This is a genomic window from Sphingomonas sp. EC-HK361 (assembly GCF_902498785.1).
Taxonomy (GTDB): domain Bacteria; phylum Pseudomonadota; class Alphaproteobacteria; order Sphingomonadales; family Sphingomonadaceae; genus Sphingomonas.
Genome location: NZ_LR701494.1, coordinates 1,287,635 through 1,308,264, shown reverse-complemented (window position 1 = coordinate 1,308,264; position 20,630 = coordinate 1,287,635). Strand labels below are relative to the sequence as shown.

Here is a 20,630-nt window from a genome sequence, read left to right as displayed (position 1 = left end):
CTGCGACTGTTGTTGACTGCCAAACGGCTTCACCGAAAAACTCTCTTCATGCGACTTATCGATGACCTGGCCGCCGCGAGGCTCTATTATCACCGGCCACTCCCGACATTGCCGGATATCCTGCTGATCGACATCCCACCTCGCTTTTCGGGCGGAGGTCTGGCACTCGGCCGCTACTACCCCGTGATCCTCGAAAGCCTCGCAGAAATGCACGAATTCGAGGCATTTTTGTGCGAGCCGCGGACGACCCCGGTAGCGCCCGCTCTTCTCGACCGGCGCCCGTCTGCCTTGCGCACCCGTGACATCATCTTCGCTCGCTATGAGCCTCAGATACCGAACTGGCCCTGGCTGCTCATCTGCTTCTGGCCACAATCCTACACCGCCATGGTGCTGCCTTCCGCCGACACCTTCGCGCGGGGCAGCTATACCATCGATGCCTATTCCACCGAGGAAGAACTCACAGACGCTGAGCTTAAGCTTCTCGCTACGCTCGGACCCGAGCAAGCGCGCATCGTTCGCTCGGTGGCAACCCGCCTGGGAAATGCCTGAAAGTCACGCATCAGGCCATGCCAATGCACGCACGCATGTCGAAGATGAAGGGCGGCAAAAGGCTTGATTGTACCGAAGGTGGCCGCGTCAGTGGCGATAACCGAGGTCGGCCGCGATTGGCCGCGCCATATCTGCCCGCCGCTTCATCAAATCGGCAAGCCAGGCCAGATGCGCGGCTGCGTCCGCCAACGGCAGTTGGCAAACTTCATCGAATAGCTCATGCTGATAGGCAAGGTCGCGATCCAGAATATCACGCAGGAGAACACGGGCAGGGCTGTCCTCCTCCTCGATGCCCGCATTCGCCTCTCGGGCAGCATCGAGAAACGCCTCGGCCATCTCCTGGGCCTCGTAATAGCCGCCATCCAGACCTTCGCTCGCCGCGAGGCTCGCCAGCCGGCGGCGAACCAGTGGCAGATCAGGATCGACCGCCGCATCGTCCAGCGGCAAGTTATAATCATAGCTGGCGAGATAATCGCGGATCATGGCATGGCTCCTCAGTGTGCCTGAGAACATAAAATGAACAAGATTGCAAGTCTGAACACGCTTATGCCATGCGGAGGTAATGTCTGTTCTGTCTTTTTCATCCCGCTCGCCCCGGACAGTCTCCATTCCGGAGGCACTCGCCCATGACTGACAGCAAGGCGCCGCTGCGATTGCACGGGATACTGCGCCTCAACGAGCGTGGCCCTTTTCTGGAGGTCGAGGAGGGGCCTCTCTGGCGCCTTCAGACAGACTCGGATCTTCGGACGCATCAGGATCGACGGGTTCGGGTCGAGGCCTGGCAGCGCGGAGCAAGCATCCTCGAATTGCTGTGGATCGGTCCGGCCTGATGGCCGGGTAAGGGGGGAACTATGCCTCAAATCAGCCCGAACCTGTAACCGCCTCTGAAATGGCTTACGGACGGCAAGCGAGCAGGACAGCGCCGGGTTCGTTCGCGCGATATGAACAGGCCTCCTTACCCGCCGCCTCTCTGCCGAAACGTCGGCTGGTCACCGGCCATGAAGAGATCCTGCTCCCATCTCTCAAGCTCGGCAGCGTTGAGCGCCTCGAGCCGGCAAAGTCGGTCGACCTCCTCCCGCCCAAGCGCCTGCCGCGCGCTTGCCTCCCGGACGAAATCCTTCAGCATCATATTCTGGAGGAGGAAAAAGCCCCTGATCCGCTTGCCCGTCTTCATCGCACCACGATGCGCCGAGCGCCGCCGAATCGGTCGATCCGCGTCATTGCGATGTGCATCACGAGATCACGTCTGCCATATTCCAAATTTCCGGTTGGCATGGGTATAACATATGGACAGTGATGGTGTAAGATTGAAATATGATGTCTTACACGTCATAAGCGCAGCATGATCACCTCTCAGCAGATGCGCGCGGCGCGAGCCTTGCTCGGCATCGACCAGAAGCGACTGGCGGAACTGGCAAACGTATCGCTTCCCACGATCCAGCGGATGGAAGCGTCGGACGGACAGGTGCGGGGTGTCGTGGAAACGCTGGTCAAGGTCGTCACAGCGCTTGAACGCGCAGGTGTCGAGCTGATCGGCGAGAATGCGACCAGCCAGACCGGGGGACGCGGTGTGCGCTTGCGCCAGGCTGTCGCCGGCCAACAGTGACTGACCAAGGGACAAGGACAGATGACCGATAGCAACCAAGATTATGTCTATGATGAGGAAAGCGGCGAGTGGTTGCCAGCTTCCGAACTTGCCCAGCGCCAGCACGCCGCCGTTCAGCCAGAAGTCCGGGATGCTGTCGGCAACCTTCTCGCCGACGGCGATCAGGTGACACTCATCAAGGATCTGGACGTCAAAGGCGCTGGTCAGACGCTCAAGCGCGGAACGCTCATCAAGGCGATCCGCCTGACCGGTGACGCACAGAAAATCGATTGCAAGTTCGACGGCATCAAAGGCCTCGTGCTGCGCGCCGAGTTCGTTCGCAAGCGCTGATGGCGCGACGCCGGATACCGATGCCCTCTGCGATCGAAATCCGCGCGCTGGCGGATCGCGAAGGACGTCTCGCGCTGCGCGCCACGCCAAATGCTTCGGCCGACGCAATCCTTTTGCCATCGCAAGCCGGGAGCCTGGAACTTCTTGTACGCACAACGGCCACAGCCGAGGGCGGCAAGGCCAATGAAGCGATCCTGCGCCTTCTCGCCCACGCCCTGGGCCAGCCCGTCTCTTCGATCCAGATCGTTCGCGGCGAGACAGGCCGCACCAAAGTCGTGCGCATCGGGCAGCCGCGCGGATGATCGCGGAATGCTGATCCGCCAGGGCGACGCACGCGACAGTCGGCTGGACCGCAAGCTTGCCTTCGCGCTGGCGTGGGTGGCGGGCGGACTCAATGCGGCGGCGTTTCACGAGGTCGGCTTCTTCTCCGCCAACATGACCGGAAATGTGTCCGCCCTCTCCAGCCTGCTCGCGATGGGACAATGGGGGCATGCTCTTGGCTATCTCGCCATAGTCTTGTCCTTCATCATCGGTTCCTTGGTTTCGACGCTCGCAATCGGCTCAGGCCTGCGGCGCGGGATCGGCACCATCTACGCCCGCGTAATCCTGGTCGAAGCCGCTCTTCTTGCCGCGCTCGGTCTTGCGCGGATGGCGCTCGATCGCTCCGCAGGGGTGCCGATGCTGATCATCGGCCTCGCTTTCCTCATGGGGCAGCAGAACGCCATCGTTACCCATATTTCAAACGCGCGGGTGCGCACCACCCATGTATCGGGCATGGCCACTGACATCGGCATCGGACTCGCCAGGATGCTCGATATCCTTCGCGGTAAGGCTGGCCCCGCGGATCGCGGGGAGATTACAACCCGATTGAGCCTTCACACGGGTACGGTGCTGTCCTTCCTGCTCGGCGGAGTCGCGGGGGTGCTGGCGTGGCGCATCGTCGGCGACCTCTGTTTCGTGATTGCAGGCCTGGTTCTCGCAGCCATTGCGGCAACCTCGATGCGACGTGCCGGCCAGATCGTCCCGCAAAATGATCCGCTCGATTGATCACCATTACTTCATCGCTCGTTACTATGGCGAAATGAGGCCGCCGGCCCGAACAGTCACCGAGGGCCGATGAACCTGCTGCCACAATGGACCGAAAAAGCCGAAAAGCGCGGGCTCGACCCGCTCGGCATGCAGAATAGCGGCGTGCTGCTCTATCAGTCACTGCTCCCGGGCATCAGCAACGTCACGCTGCGCATGCGCTACTATGGCTATTATTGCTGGGTGAGCGAAACCTATGCCCGCCGGGGCGCGACCAGCGACTTCGAAGCCTGGCGCATCTGGGTGCGCCGCGCCGAGGCACTCTACGCCCTCGTGTCAGCACGGACGGGTGAGACCGGCGTCGGCGGTATCGAGTGGGCCAATCGCCGCCTCGCGACCTCGGGACGCGTGATCGACTTTGAAGCCGCCGCCTCGACCGATCCCGCGCAGGAACGGTACCTTCGCCAATCGCTCGGGGTCTTCGGGGGCGCCTATTACAGCCAGATGGCTGAAATGAACCTCTTCACCGAAAACCGCCACGGCATCCAGGTCGCCACCAAGGATCTCGGCCGTCGCGCGGCCTCCCTGTTCGCCGATGCCATCGGACCGGACCTCGCCAGACTCCTGCGACAGAAGATCGTCGACGCTAAGGTAAGCCTGCGTGAACTCGACCGGCTTCAACCCATCGCACCTTCGCAGATCGCGGAAGAAAGCGAGGAGCGGACTTTCTACGAAACACTGCTCTTCGCCCGGTCCGATGACGCGAGCAAGTCAGGGCCGAGCCGCGCGGCATCGCTCGACCTCATCCTCGAAACCGCCTTCACGCAAGAGGAGTGGCCAAGCCCCGAACAGGTCCGCTGGCATCTTTTCGATCCACCCGAGCCGGCCCTTCCTCCCAGCCTCGAAACCCAGCGGCTCGCCTGGGAAGCCTATCAATGCCAGGACATGATGCAGGTAGCATGCGCCGCACTGCTCGCATGGGGCATAAAGATCATCAACGCCGAGGCTCAAGGCAAGTCGCTTACTGAGATCCGCGCTGATATCCTCACCCATCTGGAAACGCTGGATGAGCCCCATCCAGACCTGAGTTGGCGCGCGCTGCGACTCGGCCTCGATCCACGTACCTTCGATTATGCCGAGATGTGGGACGAACTCACCGGCGCACGCGGCGCAGCCGCCGACAAGGCCGTCAGCGCACTCCTGCTGATAGCCGCGCTCCATCAGAGGCTCCTTGACCGTCCCGATCTGGCTGCCGCCGCGGCGCAAGGTCTGCCCGAACGCGGGATGGCGCACTCGCTACGGACAGAAATATCATGGCTCGAAGGCAGGGAAGGGGAGCGCATCGCCACGCTCATCGCCGACTATATGATCGAGCGCGTCATCAGACGGCACAGCCATGTCGCCATGCAAAAACTGCGGCGACAGGGCGATTATACGTTCCTGTTCGAACAGCGCGAGGGACGTTTCGTCTATCTCGCCGCCTACCAGCCGGTCGCCACCACGCCGCGGCTGGCATCCGCAATCCAGTTTCTCGCCGACATCCATCTCCTTGATGATGATGGCCTGACGTCGCTTGGTCTGGCGGCGCGGGATGCTGGCCGATGAAGCTCCCCGATCGTCTGGGTCGCCGCAGCGGCCGCCCTTTCCATAGTGCGATCGCCACCAGCTTCGCCCTGGAGTTCGCTGCGGTCGAGGAAATCCTGCTGCCCCAGCTCATGGCCAGCGGCGCCACGAACCTCCTCCTTCTGACTGACGCGCGCATGACCGCGCTCGCGCTTGCGGACGGCTCAACCCTTCCGGCCGCCCTCGGTCGCGACTATGCACTCTACAGCCCGCCAGCCGCCAACGGCATTTTCCATCCAAAAATCATCCTGCAAATTGGCCGGGAAAGCGCCCGGGCGATCGTCAGTTCCGCCAACCTCACCGCATCAGGCCTTGCCGGTAACGCCGAGGTCGCGGTCGAAATCGAATGCAAGAATACGCCAAGCCCCGAGCAGGACATCATTCGCTCTATCTGGCGCTATCTCGACGCACTCGTGCCCGCCGCCCCTTCTCCGGCGCGCGATGCGCTGCGTTGGACACAAGAGCGTGCGACCTGGCTCGGCGGGCCAGCAGGGGATGCCGTGCACGAACTGGATGGAACTGGCATCGCTTTCCTCCATGGGCCCGGCGACACGGGAATCGCAGACCGGTTCGTGTCGCTGATCCAGGGCGCGAAGGTCCAGAGTCTGACGGTAATCAGTCCCTATTGGGACCATGATCTCGCTGCGCTGGCCGATCTCTCGCAGCGCCTCTCCCCGACCCGGATCATCCTCCCGATCAACCGCAGCCATCATGAATTTCCGGTCGATGCACGCTTTGCCAAAAAGGCGACGATCGTCGATCTTCAGTGGCCATCCCGGCGCTTCACGCACGCCAAGATCATCATCGCCTCGACCATTGATCACGACCATATCCTCTTCGGCAGCGCCAACTGTACCAGTGCCGCCCTCGGATCAGCCGGGATGCCAGGCGCCAATGCCGAAGCCTGCATCTATCGCAGGCTTCCCGCCGGCGCAGCGCGGCAAGCGTTGGGCCTCGAACGCTGGATCGATGCCACGCCGATCAAGCTCTCCGACCTGTCACCGCCGATTGTGACATCCCCGATCCCGCTCGATACCATCGAAGCCCGACAGCCCGGCATCTTCGAACTCGACCAGGGCCAGCTCATCTGGACAACCGCGAAAGCGGATGTGGCAGATGGAGACATCGAGCTGCTCGACCGGTCTGCACGCCTGATCGGGACGATCCCGGTGCGATCCTTCGTCCAGATCGATAATCGGCGGCGCGCACCGGTAGAGCCCGCATTGCACAAGTCCCTCTGCTTCGCTCGACTGGTCACCGGCGATATCGTCTCGACCCTCGCGCACATCACGCATCGCGAGATATTGCGCGCCCGACGTCGGGAGGTAGCGACCGGCAGCGTGGCCCGGGCGCTCGCGCCCTTCACCGATGGCGCTGATTTCGATCTCTGGATGCACCAGGCATTCGAGACCCTTGTGCGCGCAGATTTCGAGGCCGTGACCCAGCCGCGCGCCCTGTCGGCCGCCCGGCCGCAAGAGCGCAAAAGCGTGGACGAGCCGGCGGCCCCCGTTTCATTGAGCTATGAGGAGTTCACCCAGGCGCGCTCCGGCGCCGGCCGCTCGGGCGGCGAGGGCGATAACAGTCTTGCCGGCACATATAGCGACACGATTCGCGACTTCCTCAATCTGCTCTCCGGCCGCGGCCCTCAAGCAGATCAATCCGCCGAAGACGACACAGCTTTCGACGACCTCTCGGACGAAAAGGCCGACACCGACCGTGAGGATGACCCGGCCGATGAAAGCGTTGAACATCGCGATACTGGCAAGCCATCGCTCGCGCCCGCGCCGGTCGACGCCCGGCTCTATGAGCGGCATATTCTTGGCTATACCGAAGGACTCAAAGGCGACGAAGAGGCGCTCGGTCCCAGCGACGTGCTGCGGCTGCGCTACTGGATCCTGTTCCTCCTCTACAAGGCCCGATGCCCTGATCTGCCGAAGGGCCTGGATACATCCAGTGCCCTCCTTGGCTGGCCACGCTTCGTCGTGCGTGTCCTTGTCGCCTTTTTCTGCGGCGGCAAGCCCGCAATACGGCGCGTCATGCTCGCACGCGATTTCGAGGCCATGCCGGTCGATTTCATGGAATGCTGGATCACCATATTATGGAGTCTTGAGGCGATCGAGACGCTGTTGGCGAACCAGCGCAAGGACCGCGAATTCCTGAAATATATTCCCGAGCTGCGCCGCCGCGTGATTTCCCTTCTCGGTCTGAGACCCGATGAACTGAATGGCGATATCGCCGCCGCCATTCGTGCGGGACTCGACGAGTCAATCGGGACCAGGCTCGGCCTTGATCCGATCGCTGTTCGGCTCGATGTGCCCCAGCCATAAAGGGAGCCGGCTGTTCTTGAAGTCCCACGCCCCAAGCGGTGCAAACCATTCGGGCACCGCCTTACCATGGAGCTGGATCACCTGATCGCCGTCGACCGTCTGCGCGGCATAATAGCGGCTGAAAATCCGGCTGGCCCAGCCGATCCCGTCAAAGCCCTGGTCCGATGGCTCCTCAGGCTGCGCCACGAACTCGACACCTCCGATCTCGACACCATCCATCCGTGCGATCGGCTCGCCCACGGTCCAATCCCCGAACAGGAAGAGAATCTGCGCCAGCCTGCGATCCCGAGGATCGGTGAGTTCTGTGTCCCCACTATACATGCGCGCGGCGCCGATCATGAACTCCGCCAACCCCTCCGGGCTCAACTTTCTCGGCATTTTCCGGTCGGCGTCGAGCACCAGGCGGAGCGGTGGCCGCGTCATGATGATCACCTCGCCGAGCCTGCCGAACTCATTCGCCATCACAGCCTCCTGCATAGTCACACGCAGGCCGCCATCGGAACGGCGAAAACGCTCCGGTGGAATGATCGTCCAGATGTTCCAGAGCGACCAGAAGATCGCCAGCCTGAGCGGCGTGCCGACCATGTCGGCATAGCACTGCAGCGAGTTGAGATAAGCCGCCGACATGGAGGTGCGCTGCCTGAGCGGCTTATCGCTACGGACATTCTTGACCTCGACCAGCCATTGCGCGCCGTCGTCGAGAACAACCCGGAAATCCGGCGCACGCGATGCCCCGCTGCCATGAACACGGCCGATGTCCTCGGTCTTCAGCATCCGATAGCGTCCAAGGGTCAGAACCGTCGCCTCGAACAGCCGTTCGATCCGTGAGCCATGGATCAGGGCCGCGTCGGACAACGCCATTTCCAGCCTCGGTCGAGCATCGGTCATGAACCTGTCGATTAGCGTCGGATCGTTGAGGGCGACGCCTTCACGCTGCGCAAAGGCTGCCAGCGACGCCAGCAGATCAAACGCCTTCGGCTGGGTTTGCGCAGGCATGCCCTTGGTCATGGCGTGCTCCCGTTCGAACCTGGTGGCTCGACATCGTGCGGGTTCATATAGTGCCGAAATCCGGTCAGATCCTCATCGCTTGGATTGTCCGCCTCAGGGAAAAACCGGATCGTCTCCGCAATGTCGCGACGGGAGACATAGCCGATAATCGAGCCGCCATTGCTCATCTCATAGTCCATCGACCCGGTATGGCGATTGGGAAGGGCCAGCCCCGGAGCAAAGGCGATGGGCTTCTTGTTGCCCTTCTTGCTGACCTCATGCTTGGCGAGCGCAACCCGGATGAACTCCAGCGTGGTGAACCCCATTTCCGTGCGGCGCAGATCGACTCGCATCTGATCCACCAGTTCCGGGCGTTCCTGCGCATCACGCAACTGCTGCGCGCGAAGCTCCCGGTCATAATGACGGTACCCAAGCTCGCGCTCGAGATGGCTCGCCTTCTGGTCGAACCCACCATTTTCGGCCAGTTTGATGACCTCTTCACAGCGCTGCCGCCACGTGCGCAGCAATTCATAGGCAGCGAAGATCCACATCGGCGAAAGCGCCTGCACCATGGCCATGGTCGATCGTGGCGGATCATCCTCCGCCATCTGTTGCAGGACCTGCTCTTCAAGGCCGTTCAGCAGATTATCGACATGGCAAAGCTGGCTCGCCTGCATCACGAGAAACGGGTTCTCGGCAAAGCCGGCCAGCGACTTCAGCGCCTCGAAAAGATCGCTCCGCCCGATGTCGGACACCCGACGATAGCGTGGCTCTTCGTCCTCCGGTTCGAACATCTCCGGCACGCCGTCATAGGCTCCCATAAGGCGGATTCTTCACCGCCAGGGGAAGGGGATCGGCCAAGCCCCAGAACCGCGTGGTGGCCCGGATATAGCGCTCAAGGTCCGCTTGCCGGATGCGCACATGTTCACTTGCCACCGGCGTTCCGGGGAGGAGATCGTGATAGTCGACAGATTCCTCATCCCAGAGGTGCGGGGCAAGCGCGCGCAGCCTTTCGCAGGATCGCCCCTCTCCATGACGCACGACATTGGCAACCACGAACATCTCCGTCAGAGCCTCTCCAAGAGGCTCAAGCATAAGGTCGATACCGGCGCGCTCGGCACAGCCGGCGAGCAGTGCTTCAAAGCCGTTGAGCTTGCCCATATCGGAACCCCCAGCATCCTGTATCGCGCGCGCCCAGCGGCTCATTTGTCGCTCGAACAAACCGGCGAGGGTAAGGACAAACGCCTTGGCCGCCTCATTGGCAGTATAATTGTCGACCTGCGCCGCCGCCCGATCGAGAAACTGATCAAGGCTATCGGTCTCCCCGGTCTCAAGCTCCGCATGGGACGGCAGCTTGTCCATGACGGGCAAGATCACGCGATCGAAGAACCGCCCGAGATTTGCCTGAAAGATCCTGGGTAACTGCTCCGCCGTCGACATCATCGCAATCCTCTTGCGCGCTTCCTCGCGCGTCCCAAAAGGTGAAGCTTTCTCCCATAGTTGCAAGTCATCAAAACCTCGCCGTGGTGACGGACGATGCGATAGAGTTGCGTGCAATCAGACACAGGGGAATGCGTGAAGAGTGCCAAAGGCGATGCCCACCGAAAATCTTCGCGGAAGCCCTATAATGAGCGCACCGACCTTGAGAAACTCCAGTCCCAGTGGACCAAATTGTCGGGGCTCCATGGGCGCGATGAACCATCCGCAGCGATCGTGCGTTGCGCCACGGCTGCGGAAATCGCCGCCAATTATGCGGTACGCACCGAGTGGGGCAAGAAGACCCAGTTCGATGCAGCCATCGTCGACCAGTTCCTCCGTTGGGCAAATAGTCTCCCACTGAAGGTCGAGCGCCTGTTCGTACCCGTTTTCTTCGCGACCCCCCGGACAAGCCCAACGGCACGCGCCCTGATCAGCTCGGCGGGCAAGATCAACACCGTCCGCAACGCCGTCGTCCACCAAGGTTCCTTCAGCAACAAGGAGGAGGCCGAGGCGGTGATCGCGGTGGCCAAGACCTTCATCAACATGATCGTCGGCCTCTCGATCGACGGCTTTGATATCGACGCACAGGCCGCATCGGTCAGGGCTGCGCCCCCTGCCGAGGGAACGCCAGAATGACCGCCGAGAAGCCCAGGCGGCATCATTATGTGCCGCAATTCTACCTCCGTCGCTTTGCCTGCCCGGACGACGCGAACAAGGTTCGCGTGGTCGAACGACATGGCGATATCCTCGCCATCGACCGCAAATCCATCGATCGCATCGGCTATGAGGACTCCCTCCACGACTATGTCGCGGACGGTGTCGAAAGGTCGATCGAAGGCCCGATCAACCATATGATCGAGACGCCTTTCTCCAACAGTGCGACCTGGAGGAAGATCGTCGAGGGTGCCGGCACCAGTCTCGCCGAGACCGACAAGATCCCGATCTATGGGTTCGCCCGTCACCTCCAACGTCGCAACCTTGAGACCTTGCGCTTCATCGAGGCTGAGTCCGCCCGCTTCGCGGATGGCGCGCTCGACGGCAACTTGAGCGAGGACGAACAGGAGATGCACACATGGATCGCGGCGTCCGCGGACAATGCGCACGCCCTGTTTCGCGAGGGCGCGATGGACATGAATATCCCCGAGGACGCCGACGCCATCAACGTGATGGTCTGCCATTCGCCGATCCCTTTGCGGACATCGACGAACCCCACGCTGATGATCTCGGCGCCGGGCCATCAATCCATCTTCGGCGCCTTCTTCAACGACCTGCGAACCTGGTGGCTCACGCTCGATCGATATTGTGGCGCCTTCATCATCGCCGGTGGCCCACCGGGCTTCAGCAATTCCACCCTGCCGCCTGACGCCGCCCGCATGATCAACCAGCAATATCTGGTCCAGCATGGCAACAGCATGACGGTTCGCTACCTCCTCGCCAACGACCCCTATCTTGATGACGACCTTATGTTGGCCGGCTATGGCTTCGAGCGGTCCACGACCCATGGTGCCCGATGGCGCAAGCTCAGCACGGGGCGATGATCCGGCAACCACGATCCGGCGGATTGCACTAGGTCAAGCCTCCGGTTTGTCGTGAAAGCGGGGCATTCCGGGATTGCACTCCGAGCGATAGACGACAGGATAAGCGTCCCGAGGTCGGGCGGATGCCCGCTGAAGCGGGCACCGGGCTCTATCTCCGCTCCGCTCCGACCAAGCCCCCTTTGGGGTCTTGGCGGCTGACGCCGTAACGATCCCTTCCGCGGGGATGCCGGGCAGGGAGGCATTCTTCCCGAAACGCCAGAATGCCCGGCACGTCCATCGCAATGCAGGCTTCGCCTAAGGAATCGCGCTAGTCGCGCGATGCGGATCGTGGAGCCAGCAGACAAGCCATCACCCCCTTCGCCGCCCTCGCAGGATCCGTGCGTTGCAGGACGGGTTTCGTCCGCAAGAATTGCGTCGGGGCAAAGCTACGCTAGGCGAAAAGGGGCCGGCGATGTTTGTCTGTTTTCAACAGAAGCGCCGGCCCCTTTTCGCCAAGCTTCGCTAGAGCCCCTCCCGTGCTTCTTGCGGACAAGAGCCCCGCCCTGCGCCTTCGGACCTGCGAAGGCGGCTCCGGGTGCGATGACTTGTCAGCCGGTCCACGCTCCCTTCCCATTCAAGCAGAACCGTCCGCTGACGCGGCCGGTGCGTCTTTGTGTCTGTTGGCCGCTGCGCGGCTGTTTCTTGCTCAGGCTCACCAGGTACGATGGATTTCTGTCAAGAAATCAATGCCATGGAAGTAATGGAGGGGAGGGAGTAGGGTTCAGATGTGGCCGGGAAAGAGAAACGAGCCACAGCACAGAGAAAGGATGAAGTCATGAAGATCGGTAGCTTCAAGTTCGACGAGCGCGCCAGCGACATTATCGGCAAGATCGCCACCCGCGAAATGCGCTTTCCTTACCTCATCATGCGCCGCGTCGAGGATCGACAGAGCGACAGTGCCCCCGTCTATGAGATTTACGAGACGAACCGCGCTGGCGACGAAATCCAGATCGGCGTGGTCTGGGAACGCCGCATGAAGTCCAATGACGAGGTGTTCCTGTCCGGCATGGTGGACGATCCGAGCTTCCGCGAGCCGCTGCCCATCGCCCTTTTCGGGGACGAGACGAACGGCTTCGATGTCCAGTGGCGGCGCGAACGCGAGCGCGAGGCGCAGGGCGGCAGCTTTGGCGGGCGCAATGGCGGCGGTCAGCGGTCGGGCAGTTTCGGCGGACGGACCGGCGGCGGTTTCTCCGGCGGCAGCACCGCAGGACCGGACGGCGGATATACCGGCGGCGGACGCAGCCTTGACGATGAGGTGCCCTTCTAAGCGGCACCAAAGGCGGGCCGGGGGAGCGCTGGAACGCTTCCCCGGACCCTGAACCGTCACCCGACCAAAGGAACCCATCCCATGAGCAAGCCAACGGCCTTGCGCAGCGTTAGCAGCTTTGCCGACCTGCCGGAACTCTATGCCGAAGCCATCGCCACGCCCGATTTCGTGGCATCCTTCGGCGACCCCTTGCCCCTCACCATCATCGAGCCGGACGAGGAACCGGCCGAACATTTCATGCCCGATCCGCTCGCGGCACAGGCGGAATGCGGCGGCATCATCGCCGCCATCTTCGACCTGCTAGGCGATACCCGACTGGACCCGCTTGCCCCGGAACTCGCATGGGGCTTCGTAAACAGCTTCCATTTCGTCGCAAACAAGCTGGAAGGCCGCGAGGACAGGCTGGCCGATACCATTCGCGATATGGCCCGCCGTCTGGAACCGGGCGAGGTGTTCAACAAGGAACTGGAAGACACCCAGCTTGAATGCCAGTCGGTCGCGGAACAGCGCGCCGCCATGGAAGCCATGCGCGACTATGCGGCGGCAATGTATCGTGCCTATGCCGGTCGCCCATGGTCGCCCGCAAAGGGTTCGCGCGCGTCCCATGTCACCACCGCCAGCCAGATTTCGGCGCTCGACTTCCTGCGCGCAAGGTCCGAACGGAAGCGTGACCGATACGACCCGCAAGGCCCCGTCGTGGTCGTGTCCGGCCCTTCCGACTGGCACGATTGGCGGATTATCTGGGGACGGCTCGACCAGATCAGAACGCGCATTCCTCACATGGTGCTTGTCACCACCGGGCAGCGCCTTGGGGTGGATGCAGCCGCCGCAGCATGGGCCGCACAGCGGGGCGTGGTCTGCATCGCGTTCGGCCTCTATGGGCGCGGCAACGGCAAAGCCTTCCGGCGCAATCGCAACATTGCCGAGCTTATGCCCGTCGAGGCGTTGCTATGCGAAGGGTCGGGCATCCAGTCCAGCCTCTATGACCTGTTCAACCCGGAGAAGGGCCACCGCGTCCCGACCCATGTTTTCATGCGGGCAGATCAGGCGCCCGATGTCCCGATCAAAAAGAAGCGCCGCGTCATAGCGGCCTGATCGCGAAGCCACCAAGAGAAGGGCCGGGGCGGGCAACCGCTCCCGGCCCCTTGTCGTGCCTTTGGCACGAGCGGGGGAAACCCGAACGGTTTTCCCCGCGCCGCTCCTTTTGCCGGGCGTGCCGCCCGCCAACGTCGCTCCCCTTTCCGCTAAAGATGCACAGCCGTTGAGGCGTCATCACCGCCAGCCGGGGGAACAACCGCGCGCTTGCGAGCCGACCCAGCAGACGGTTCCGCCTGGACGCCTTGTGCCGTCAGCCCCTTGAGCGCGGCAATCGCCACGCCGCCGCCGACCCGAATCGCTTGGCTCAGCACGTCGCGAAATTCGCGCTCGCTTAAGCGTTCGACCGGCAATTCCGTCGCCAGCTTCCCATAATGGGCGCGCAATCCACGCCGCACCGTCTCGGCTTCCCGCGCGAGATTTTGCTGATCGGCCTCGATCTTCGCCAGCCGTTCGCGTTCCGTCATCTTGGGCATTCTTAGACTCCTTGCTCAAGGAGGTCTGCCCGCCGCCCTCGACTATCCACCAAGGACCACCGCCATGCAATGCCTTCCCCGCGATCGGAATGCGATCACGCCCGCAAACGCACCCAACCGGGGAGACCCGCCCACGGTCGAGTCGACGGGCGCAGCGGGCAAGCGCGCTGCGGAGGAGGGACGCACGCCGGAGGCGGATGTAATGCACCCCACGCACGGGTGCTGCGGGCGCGAATCGCCTGGATTTCCGCCACTTTTCGTCGGCACAAAGCGGCTGTCGATCTGGCACTGATCGGCTGCCGGTGGCAGCCATGTCCTGTCGCTTCTTACCCTAAGGGATTGATCTGCCTTGGCACTTAGTGGCTGCCAGCGGCAGTTTCGATAAATTGTTGAGATCGCGGTGTAAATCGGCTATAAAGGCTGCGCTTCACCACGTTGCTGGCGTGTCGGACAAGGAGTCCGCCGCTTGGCACGCATCACAATCCGCATTGACGATGACCTCTATGCGCGCCTTTCTGTCCAGGCGCGCAACGCAGGTCTCGGCGCCGCGACCTATTGTCGCGACATCCTCGAACGCTTCGAAGGCAGTGATCCTTCGGGCTATCATGCCCGCTTCGACGAACTCCACGCGACCGTCATCCAGGCGTTCGCGATCCTCGCTACTTCGGTCGGAGAGCGCTCGCCGGACATTCTCCAGAAGGGACTGGGTGAAGCGCGCCGGCTCCTCCGCGAAAGGGGGCTGCTCGATCCCGAGCAGGACCGGCCGTGAGCATCTTCCGCCATGACACGCTTGGCTCCTGGACGCGTGGCGGCCAGGCCATCGTCCACAATGTCCGCATGACCACCCAGGTCTTCTACCAGACCTTCCTCGCGGGGCTGGTGATCTGGATCGGCGGCATCATCTGGTACGCACTCGAAAAGTCGTCCGAATACGAACGCTTCGTGATGCTCAAGATCACCCAGGCCTATTTCATGGGTGATACGCTGCCCGGTAACGCGACACCGATCCTGTTCAAGACACCGGCCGGCAAACAATATTGGACCACTCCCAAGAGCCTCGTCAGTTCGGGCGTCGCCCATAAGACGCTCGCGGCCTTCGAAACCTATCTCCTCCACGGAGCTTTGCTTGCCGGTCTGTTCGCCCTCGCAATGCTGTTCTGGGCATGGTTCTACTTCACCCGGACGGGGAGGGGGCTCGGCTCCAATCAGTTTCTGCGCGGGGCGCGGTTCGGCACCGTCAAGCAGGTTCGCCGCGCGCTCTGGCGTCAGGCCAAGGGCAGCTTCCAGATTGGCGGCGTCAATGTGCCCGACGCTTTCGAACCGGAGCACATCCTGATCTGCGGTGCTCCTGGAACGGGAAAGACCAACATCATCGTCAAGATGCTCGACGGGATCCGCAAGCGGAAGCGCCGGGCGATCGTCTACGACACCGCCGGCACCTTCGTGGAGAAATTCTACCGGCCCGGCATCGACGCCCTGCTCAACCCGCTCGATGCGCGCGCAGACTCATGGTCGCCCTGGGTCGATGTGCCGCGCGACTATCATTACGACCAGATCGCGGAGTCCACGATCCCCGACAAGACGGGCGATCCTTTCTGGGCGAAGGCTGCGCGGGGCACGCTGGTCGCCGTGCTCCGGAAATTGGCGAAGCAGGAACGTACCCTCGTCTCGATCCTGCTCGACACGCTGCTCCGCTCCAAGCTGAAGGATCTCGCCGCCTTCGCCGCAGGCACCGATGCGGCGGCGTTCATATCGACCGAGGGTGAGCGCACCAGTGCCGGCATCCAGGCGGAGCTCGCCTCCGTGATGCGCAGCTTCTCCTATCTCGACGACACCGCCGACGGGTTCTCGATCCGCGACTGGGTCGCCAATGAGAAGGACGACAGCTGGCTGTTCATCACTGTAAAGGCTGACCAGCTTCCCTCACTCCGACCCCTGATCACGGTGTGGCTCGACATCGCGATCAGCGCGATCATGAGCATGACGCCCGATCGCAACCGGCGCCTCTATTGTGTCATCGATGAGCTGCCGACGCTCCAGAAGCTGCCCTCGCTCGGCGACTTCCTCGCCCGTGCCCGCAAATATGGCGGCTGCGGCATCCTCGGCTTCCAGAGCTACCCCCAGCTCGAGGCGACCTACGGCATTCAGGATGCCGCGGCGATCACCGGCTATTGCTCGACCTGGGTGGCTCTCCGCGCCAACGACACCCCCACCGCCAAGCATGTCAGCGAGAATCTCGGGCAGGTCGAGCAGGTCGAAGCCAATGAGGGCATGTCCTACGGCGTGAACGACATGCGCGATGGTGTGAACCTCTCGCGCATGCAGGTCACCCGGCCGCTGGTCATGCACACCGAGGTCACCAACCTGCCGAACCTCATGGGCTACCTGAGGTTCGGTCGCAGTCTGCCGGTGGTCCGCTTCGAGGACAGCTACAACAAGGTGGCGTCGGTCGCCGAGGCGTTCGAGGAGCGGACAACCACTCCCATCAGGCTGGCTGGGCCGGTCGTCGAATTCCCCCCGGCACCGCTGGCCTCATCCTCGCCGACCAGGCCCAAATCTTCCCCTCCGAAGCGGCGGCGGGCTGGCTCCGAAGAGCAACCTGCCGAGCTTCCGCTCCCGCAACCGCATGAACCGCCGACCGCGCCCGTGGACGCCTCGAGCGAGAGTCCTATGCCACCGCCCGCCGATCCGCCTGGAGGGGGAGAACAGCAGGCTCCACGCCCTCGCCTCGAATTGTTCGGCAAGCCTGCAGGCTTCCGCCTTGAGCAGCACGGTCGTCGTGACGGCGCCCGCAACAAAGCGAGGCCGGCATGATCAATCCCATCCGCCTAAAGGGCAAGCCCGCCAATATCGCTCGCTATTACACGGTCGGCGACTATTACACCAAAGGCGCCGACGAGCATTCCGAATGGGGTGGCAAGATCGCCGCTGAACTCGGCCTGGATGGCAAGGTCGATCCGGTCATGTTCAAGGAACTGCTAGCCGGAAAGGTCGAGGACCAGCAATTGGGCCGGCGCCGGGCCAACGGAGAAATCCAGCACCATCCGGGTTGGGATTTCGCTGTCAACGCCCCCAAGTCGGTGTCGATCATGGCGCTGGTCGCCGGTGATCAGCGGATCGTCGAGGCGCATGAGCAGGCCGTTAGCGTCGCGCTCTCCTATCTCGAGGAACATGCCACGATGCGCCACCGCGTCGATGGCGAGGTCACCGAGAAGACGACCGGGCGGCTGATCTACGCGCGCTTCACCGAGCATGCCTCACGCGAACTCGATCCCCACCTCCACACCCATGTCGTCGTCATGAACATCACCGACGAGCGGGACGGTGAGAAGAAAGTCAGTCTCGAAACCCGCGCCATGTTTGCCGAGCAGATGACAGCTGGTCAGGTCTATCGCAACGAACTCGCGCATCTCCTGCGCGAGCGCGGCTACGATGTCGAGTTCGACCCGCGCAAGGGGCTGTTCGAGATCCGGGGTGTCCCCAAGGCTCTGATCATCGACATGTCGCAGCGCGCCGAGCAGATCGACGCCCATGCGAAGGAGCACGGGCTGACCGGGCAGGCTGCGCGTCAGCATTCCTTCTATGTGACGCGCGGGCCCAAGCAGAAAATGTCCCTCGAAGCTCTCCACGAGAGCTGGGAAGGTCGCCTCGGAAAGCATGCCGAAGCCGTGCATGACACGCGGGCCGATGCCGAGAAAGCGGGCGCGCGCGACATCGAGGTGCCCCAGCCGGTCGCGGCCCGGGCGATGCTCTTCGGGCTCCGGCAGTCGGAAGGGAAGGAAGCCGTCAACAATCTCGGCCGGTTGCTGCAGACGGCTCTGGCCTCCCATGTGGGCGAAGTTCGGCTGTCGGACGTCAGGCCGATCGTCGAGGAGCACCAGGCGCGCGCCAAGCTCCTCGAAACGCGGCATCCGACCGGCGACGAAGTCCACACACGTGGCCGGACGTCACGCAAGACCGCGCGCCTTGAAATGGCCCTTGCGGACCATCTGGCTTTGGCGCTGGGAGACGCGAAGCCGCTCGCCTCGGTCGAGAGCCTGCGTGATGCGGGGATCGCGCACGGACTGAAGCCTGACCAACGGACGGCTCTTCTGCATCTGGGGCTTTCCTCCGACCGGGTGGTCGGCGTCCATGGTGTCGCGGGCTCAGGCAAGTCGACGATCATCGGCGCGCTTCGCGAGGCAGCGGGGGAGGAAGCGACCCTCATCGCGCTCGCTCCCACCTCATCAGCCGCCGGCGAACTCGGCAAGAAGGCGGACATCGAATCGCGCACGGTCGCCAGCCTGCTCGCCTCTGGCGGCGCCAAACTCGACGACGGCCATGTCCTCGTCGTCGATGAGGCCGGGCAGCTCGGCAATCGGCAGGCGGTCCGCCTGCTCGAGATCAGCCGGACCACCGGCGCGCGGCTGATCCTGCTCGGCGACACCCGCCAGACGGGGGCGATCGAGCAGGGCAAGCCCTTCTGGCTGATGCAGCGCCTCGGCCTACCCAAGGCGGAACTGCGGGAGACGGTACGACAGGAGGCTGACAAGATCACCCAGGCGGTCCGCCTGGCGCGGCTCCAGAACTATGATGGATCGCTCGGCGCGCTCGACAAGGTGATCAGCGGCGACAGCGCGGAGAAGCTCGCGGTCGCGCTGGTCGCCGACTGGACGCGGCTACCCCCCGAAACCCGGGACAGGACCAACATCCTCGTCCTCGAAAACGCGACCCGACTGATCGTCAACACCAAAGTGCGCGAAGCCCTGAAGGTGGAGGGCGCCGTCGCCGCCGAGGATGCGCGGCTCTCGATCCTGTCGCCCTCGGGCATGACCGATCAGGAGAAGCATTTTGCGCGCTTCTACTCGCGTGGGCAGGTGGTGGTGTTCTCGCGTGACAATGCCGGCCTCGGCATCGCACGGGATGCCGAATATAAGGTGGTGGGCGTCGGGCGCGATGCTCGTGGCCGGCAGATGGTCAACATCGTCGATGAGCATGGGCGGACCATCCAGTGGGATCCTCGCCTTGGCCGAGCGTCGCAGATCAACGTTTTCAAGGACGAGAAGCGCGACCTCGCCGAGGGCGACCGGATCCAGTGGCGTCTGGTCAACAAGGAACTCGGACTGAAGAATGCCGAGCGCGGAACGGTCGAACGGCTCGACGGCATGATCGCTACGATCCGCTGGGATCGGGACGGGAAGGCGCAGGAGATCGACCTCTCCCGCCACAAGAACTGGGACCATGGCTATGGGGAGACCGTCTACTCAGCGCAGTCCAAGACCTACGATCGAGTCTATGTTCTCGCGCCGGTGAACTCGCCGTTGGTGACCGGTCAGAATTACTACACAGCGATCACCCGCGCCCGGTTCGGTGCGAGTCTCTGGACCGAGGACCGCGAGCGGCTCGTAGAAAAACTGACCCTCCGGTCGGGCGAGAAGACATCCTCACTCCAGGGGTTGGGTCGGATCGAGAAGGACAGCGTGAAAGGGCGCACCGCGCTCCATGGGGAGCGCTGGGATCGGCTGCGCGACGAACAGCGCGTCGAGCGGCAGGCCCGCAAGGACCGTCTCTCGACGGCCCAAACACAGCCGGAAGTGGCCAGGGCTAACGGCCTTTCTTCCTATATCGCGGGGCGGGCGCAATCGGCAGCGAGCTTCCTCGATCGGTGGATTATCTCTCTGCTCGAGCGGAGTTCGGGCAGGGGAGACGACCGCGAGCAGGGGCCGCAGCAGCCGTCCTCAGCCCAACAGCCGCCACCCGAGCCTCAGCACGCCCCCGCTCGGGATCACGGAGGCGGGCATGACCGTTGATCTAAAACCAGCCCGGCGCTTGCTACCGCTCGCGATCCTCCTGGCATCAGCAGGCCATGCAGACGCCAGAGGTACACCGTCGGCCGATCACGAGGCGCGCCTCGGGCAATGCATCCGGCAGGCAGCGGGAGGTCGCGCCTGGCTTGAGAAAACCCTTTGGGGACTGCGCGACCAAGAAGGGGGCTGGATCGGGGCGCAAGTGCCGAACGGCAACGGCACCCATGATCTTGGACCACTCCAGGTCAACAGCTTCTGGGTGCCGAAGCTCTCGAGACTGACCGGGCGACCACCGGAGCAGGTGAGAGGCTGGCTCAAAAGCGATCCGTGCTTCAATGTGCAGGCCGCGCGCTGGATCTTCCTCTCTGCTCTCAGATTATCGAACGACTACTGGAAGGCCATTGGCATCTACCACAGCCCTACCGAATGGCGTCAGCGGAGATATGCGAATAGCGTTGCGATCAAGTTGAGAGTGCGTTTCGGGGATGATGCCTTCGAGTGA

General features: G+C 63.0%; 22 protein-coding genes. 16 read left to right on the top strand and 6 right to left on the bottom strand.

What is annotated here, in order from left to right:
• Nucleotides 1-48 precede the first annotated feature (48 nt).
• Nucleotides 49-549: a hypothetical protein gene (locus BOS5A_RS13670; protein ID WP_070156521.1), complete on the top strand. Its 501-nt coding sequence runs from the start codon at nt 49-51 to the stop codon at nt 547-549.
• A gap of 87 nt (nt 550-636) precedes the next feature.
• On the opposite strand, the gene BOS5A_RS13665 is transcribed toward BOS5A_RS13670, so the two are convergent.
• Nucleotides 637-1,032 carry a hypothetical protein gene (locus BOS5A_RS13665; protein ID WP_070156522.1) on the bottom strand — a complete coding sequence of 132 codons (396 nt, stop codon included), beginning with the start codon at nt 1,030-1,032 and terminating at the stop codon, nt 637-639.
• Nucleotides 1,033-1,175: 143 nt separating this feature from the next.
• Between BOS5A_RS13665 and BOS5A_RS13660 the strand changes: the two genes are divergently transcribed.
• The gene (locus BOS5A_RS13660) at nt 1,176-1,379 is read left to right on the top strand and encodes a DUF5818 domain-containing protein (protein WP_070156523.1); all 204 of its coding nucleotides are present in this window, start codon (nt 1,176-1,178) and stop codon (nt 1,377-1,379) included.
• Between the two features lie 125 nt (nt 1,380-1,504).
• Here the strand turns inward: BOS5A_RS13660 and BOS5A_RS13655 are convergent, their stop codons facing one another.
• Nucleotides 1,505-1,723, bottom strand: coding sequence for a hypothetical protein (locus BOS5A_RS13655; protein WP_070156524.1), 219 nt, complete (start codon nt 1,721-1,723; stop codon nt 1,505-1,507).
• Nucleotides 1,724-1,891: 168 nt separating this feature from the next.
• On the opposite strand from BOS5A_RS13655, the gene BOS5A_RS13650 reads away from it, so the two are divergent.
• From BOS5A_RS13650 to BOS5A_RS13625, 6 genes are all read left to right on the top strand, one after another.
• Nucleotides 1,892-2,155, top strand: a complete 264-nt coding sequence (locus tag BOS5A_RS13650; protein ID WP_030539266.1) for a helix-turn-helix domain-containing protein — start codon at nt 1,892-1,894, stop codon at nt 2,153-2,155.
• Nucleotides 2,156-2,176: 21 nt separating this feature from the next.
• Nucleotides 2,177-2,485, top strand: coding sequence for an alkylphosphonate utilization protein (locus BOS5A_RS13645; protein WP_070156525.1), 309 nt, complete (start codon nt 2,177-2,179; stop codon nt 2,483-2,485).
• Nucleotides 2,485-2,787, top strand: a complete 303-nt coding sequence (locus BOS5A_RS13640; RefSeq protein WP_070156526.1) for a DUF167 domain-containing protein — start codon at nt 2,485-2,487, stop codon at nt 2,785-2,787. Before BOS5A_RS13645 ends, BOS5A_RS13640 begins: the two co-directional genes overlap by 1 nt.
• A 7-nt stretch (nt 2,788-2,794) precedes the next feature.
• Nucleotides 2,795-3,532, top strand: coding sequence for a YoaK family protein (locus tag BOS5A_RS13635; protein WP_070156527.1), 738 nt, complete (start codon nt 2,795-2,797; stop codon nt 3,530-3,532).
• Nucleotides 3,533-3,601: 69 nt separating this feature from the next.
• A complete protein-coding gene (locus tag BOS5A_RS13630; protein ID WP_070156528.1) occupies nt 3,602-5,116 on the top strand; it encodes a hypothetical protein in 1,515 nt (504 codons plus the stop codon).
• Complete coding sequence (locus BOS5A_RS13625) at nt 5,113-7,461, top strand: hypothetical protein (RefSeq protein WP_070156529.1); 2,349 nt, start codon at nt 5,113-5,115, stop codon at nt 7,459-7,461. The genes BOS5A_RS13630 and BOS5A_RS13625 overlap by 4 nt, the downstream gene beginning before the upstream one ends.
• Here the strand turns inward: BOS5A_RS13625 and BOS5A_RS13620 are convergent.
• The 3 genes from BOS5A_RS13620 to BOS5A_RS13610 are packed head-to-tail and all read right to left on the bottom strand — an operon-like array spanning nt 7,399 to nt 9,891.
• Entirely contained in the window at nt 7,399-8,469 is a 1,071-nt protein-coding gene (locus tag BOS5A_RS13620; protein WP_070156530.1) for a hypothetical protein, read from the bottom strand. The two genes, BOS5A_RS13625 and BOS5A_RS13620, sit on opposite strands and share 63 nt — an antisense overlap.
• A complete protein-coding gene (locus tag BOS5A_RS13615) occupies nt 8,466-9,269 on the bottom strand; it encodes a hypothetical protein (RefSeq protein ID WP_083276932.1) in 804 nt (267 codons plus the stop codon). Before BOS5A_RS13615 ends, BOS5A_RS13620 begins: the two co-directional genes overlap by 4 nt.
• The gene (locus BOS5A_RS13610) at nt 9,256-9,891 is read right to left on the bottom strand and encodes a hypothetical protein (protein ID WP_070156531.1); all 636 of its coding nucleotides are present in this window, start codon (nt 9,889-9,891) and stop codon (nt 9,256-9,258) included. Before BOS5A_RS13610 ends, BOS5A_RS13615 begins: the two co-directional genes overlap by 14 nt.
• Nucleotides 9,892-10,023: 132 nt before the next feature.
• Here BOS5A_RS13610 and BOS5A_RS13605 point away from each other — a divergent pair, with 132 nt between their 5' ends.
• From BOS5A_RS13605 to BOS5A_RS13590, 4 genes are all read left to right on the top strand, one after another.
• The gene (locus tag BOS5A_RS13605) at nt 10,024-10,563 is read left to right on the top strand and encodes a hypothetical protein (protein ID WP_223806387.1); all 540 of its coding nucleotides are present in this window, start codon (nt 10,024-10,026) and stop codon (nt 10,561-10,563) included.
• On the top strand, nt 10,560-11,465 hold the full coding sequence (locus tag BOS5A_RS13600) for a DUF4238 domain-containing protein (protein ID WP_070156532.1): 906 nt from the start codon (nt 10,560-10,562) through the stop codon (nt 11,463-11,465). The genes BOS5A_RS13605 and BOS5A_RS13600 overlap by 4 nt, the downstream gene beginning before the upstream one ends.
• Nucleotides 11,466-12,279: 814 nt before the next feature.
• Nucleotides 12,280-12,771, top strand: coding sequence for a DUF736 domain-containing protein (locus BOS5A_RS13595; RefSeq protein ID WP_070156533.1), 492 nt, complete (start codon nt 12,280-12,282; stop codon nt 12,769-12,771).
• Nucleotides 12,772-12,852: 81 nt separating this feature from the next.
• On the top strand, nt 12,853-13,866 hold the full coding sequence (locus BOS5A_RS13590; RefSeq protein ID WP_030539254.1) for a DUF2493 domain-containing protein: 1,014 nt from the start codon (nt 12,853-12,855) through the stop codon (nt 13,864-13,866).
• A 149-nt stretch (nt 13,867-14,015) separates the two neighbouring features.
• On the opposite strand, the gene BOS5A_RS13585 is transcribed toward BOS5A_RS13590, so the two are convergent.
• Complete coding sequence (locus BOS5A_RS13585) at nt 14,016-14,342, bottom strand: hypothetical protein (protein ID WP_070156534.1); 327 nt, start codon at nt 14,340-14,342, stop codon at nt 14,016-14,018.
• A 466-nt stretch (nt 14,343-14,808) separates the two neighbouring features.
• Between BOS5A_RS13585 and BOS5A_RS13580 the strand changes: the two genes are divergently transcribed.
• The 4 genes from BOS5A_RS13580 to BOS5A_RS13565 are packed head-to-tail and all read left to right on the top strand — an operon-like array spanning nt 14,809 to nt 20,630.
• Nucleotides 14,809-15,111: a hypothetical protein gene (locus BOS5A_RS13580; RefSeq protein ID WP_025291971.1), complete on the top strand. Its 303-nt coding sequence runs from the start codon at nt 14,809-14,811 to the stop codon at nt 15,109-15,111.
• On the top strand, nt 15,108-17,156 hold the full coding sequence (locus tag BOS5A_RS13575) for a type IV secretion system DNA-binding domain-containing protein (protein ID WP_070156535.1): 2,049 nt from the start codon (nt 15,108-15,110) through the stop codon (nt 17,154-17,156). The genes BOS5A_RS13580 and BOS5A_RS13575 overlap by 4 nt, the downstream gene beginning before the upstream one ends.
• Nucleotides 17,153-20,131 carry a MobF family relaxase gene (gene mobF / locus BOS5A_RS13570; protein WP_070156536.1) on the top strand — a complete coding sequence of 993 codons (2,979 nt, stop codon included), beginning with the start codon at nt 17,153-17,155 and terminating at the stop codon, nt 20,129-20,131. Before BOS5A_RS13575 ends, mobF begins: the two co-directional genes overlap by 4 nt.
• Nucleotides 20,121-20,630 carry a lytic transglycosylase domain-containing protein gene (locus BOS5A_RS13565; RefSeq protein WP_223806388.1) on the top strand — a complete coding sequence of 170 codons (510 nt, stop codon included), beginning with the start codon at nt 20,121-20,123 and terminating at the stop codon, nt 20,628-20,630. Before mobF ends, BOS5A_RS13565 begins: the two co-directional genes overlap by 11 nt.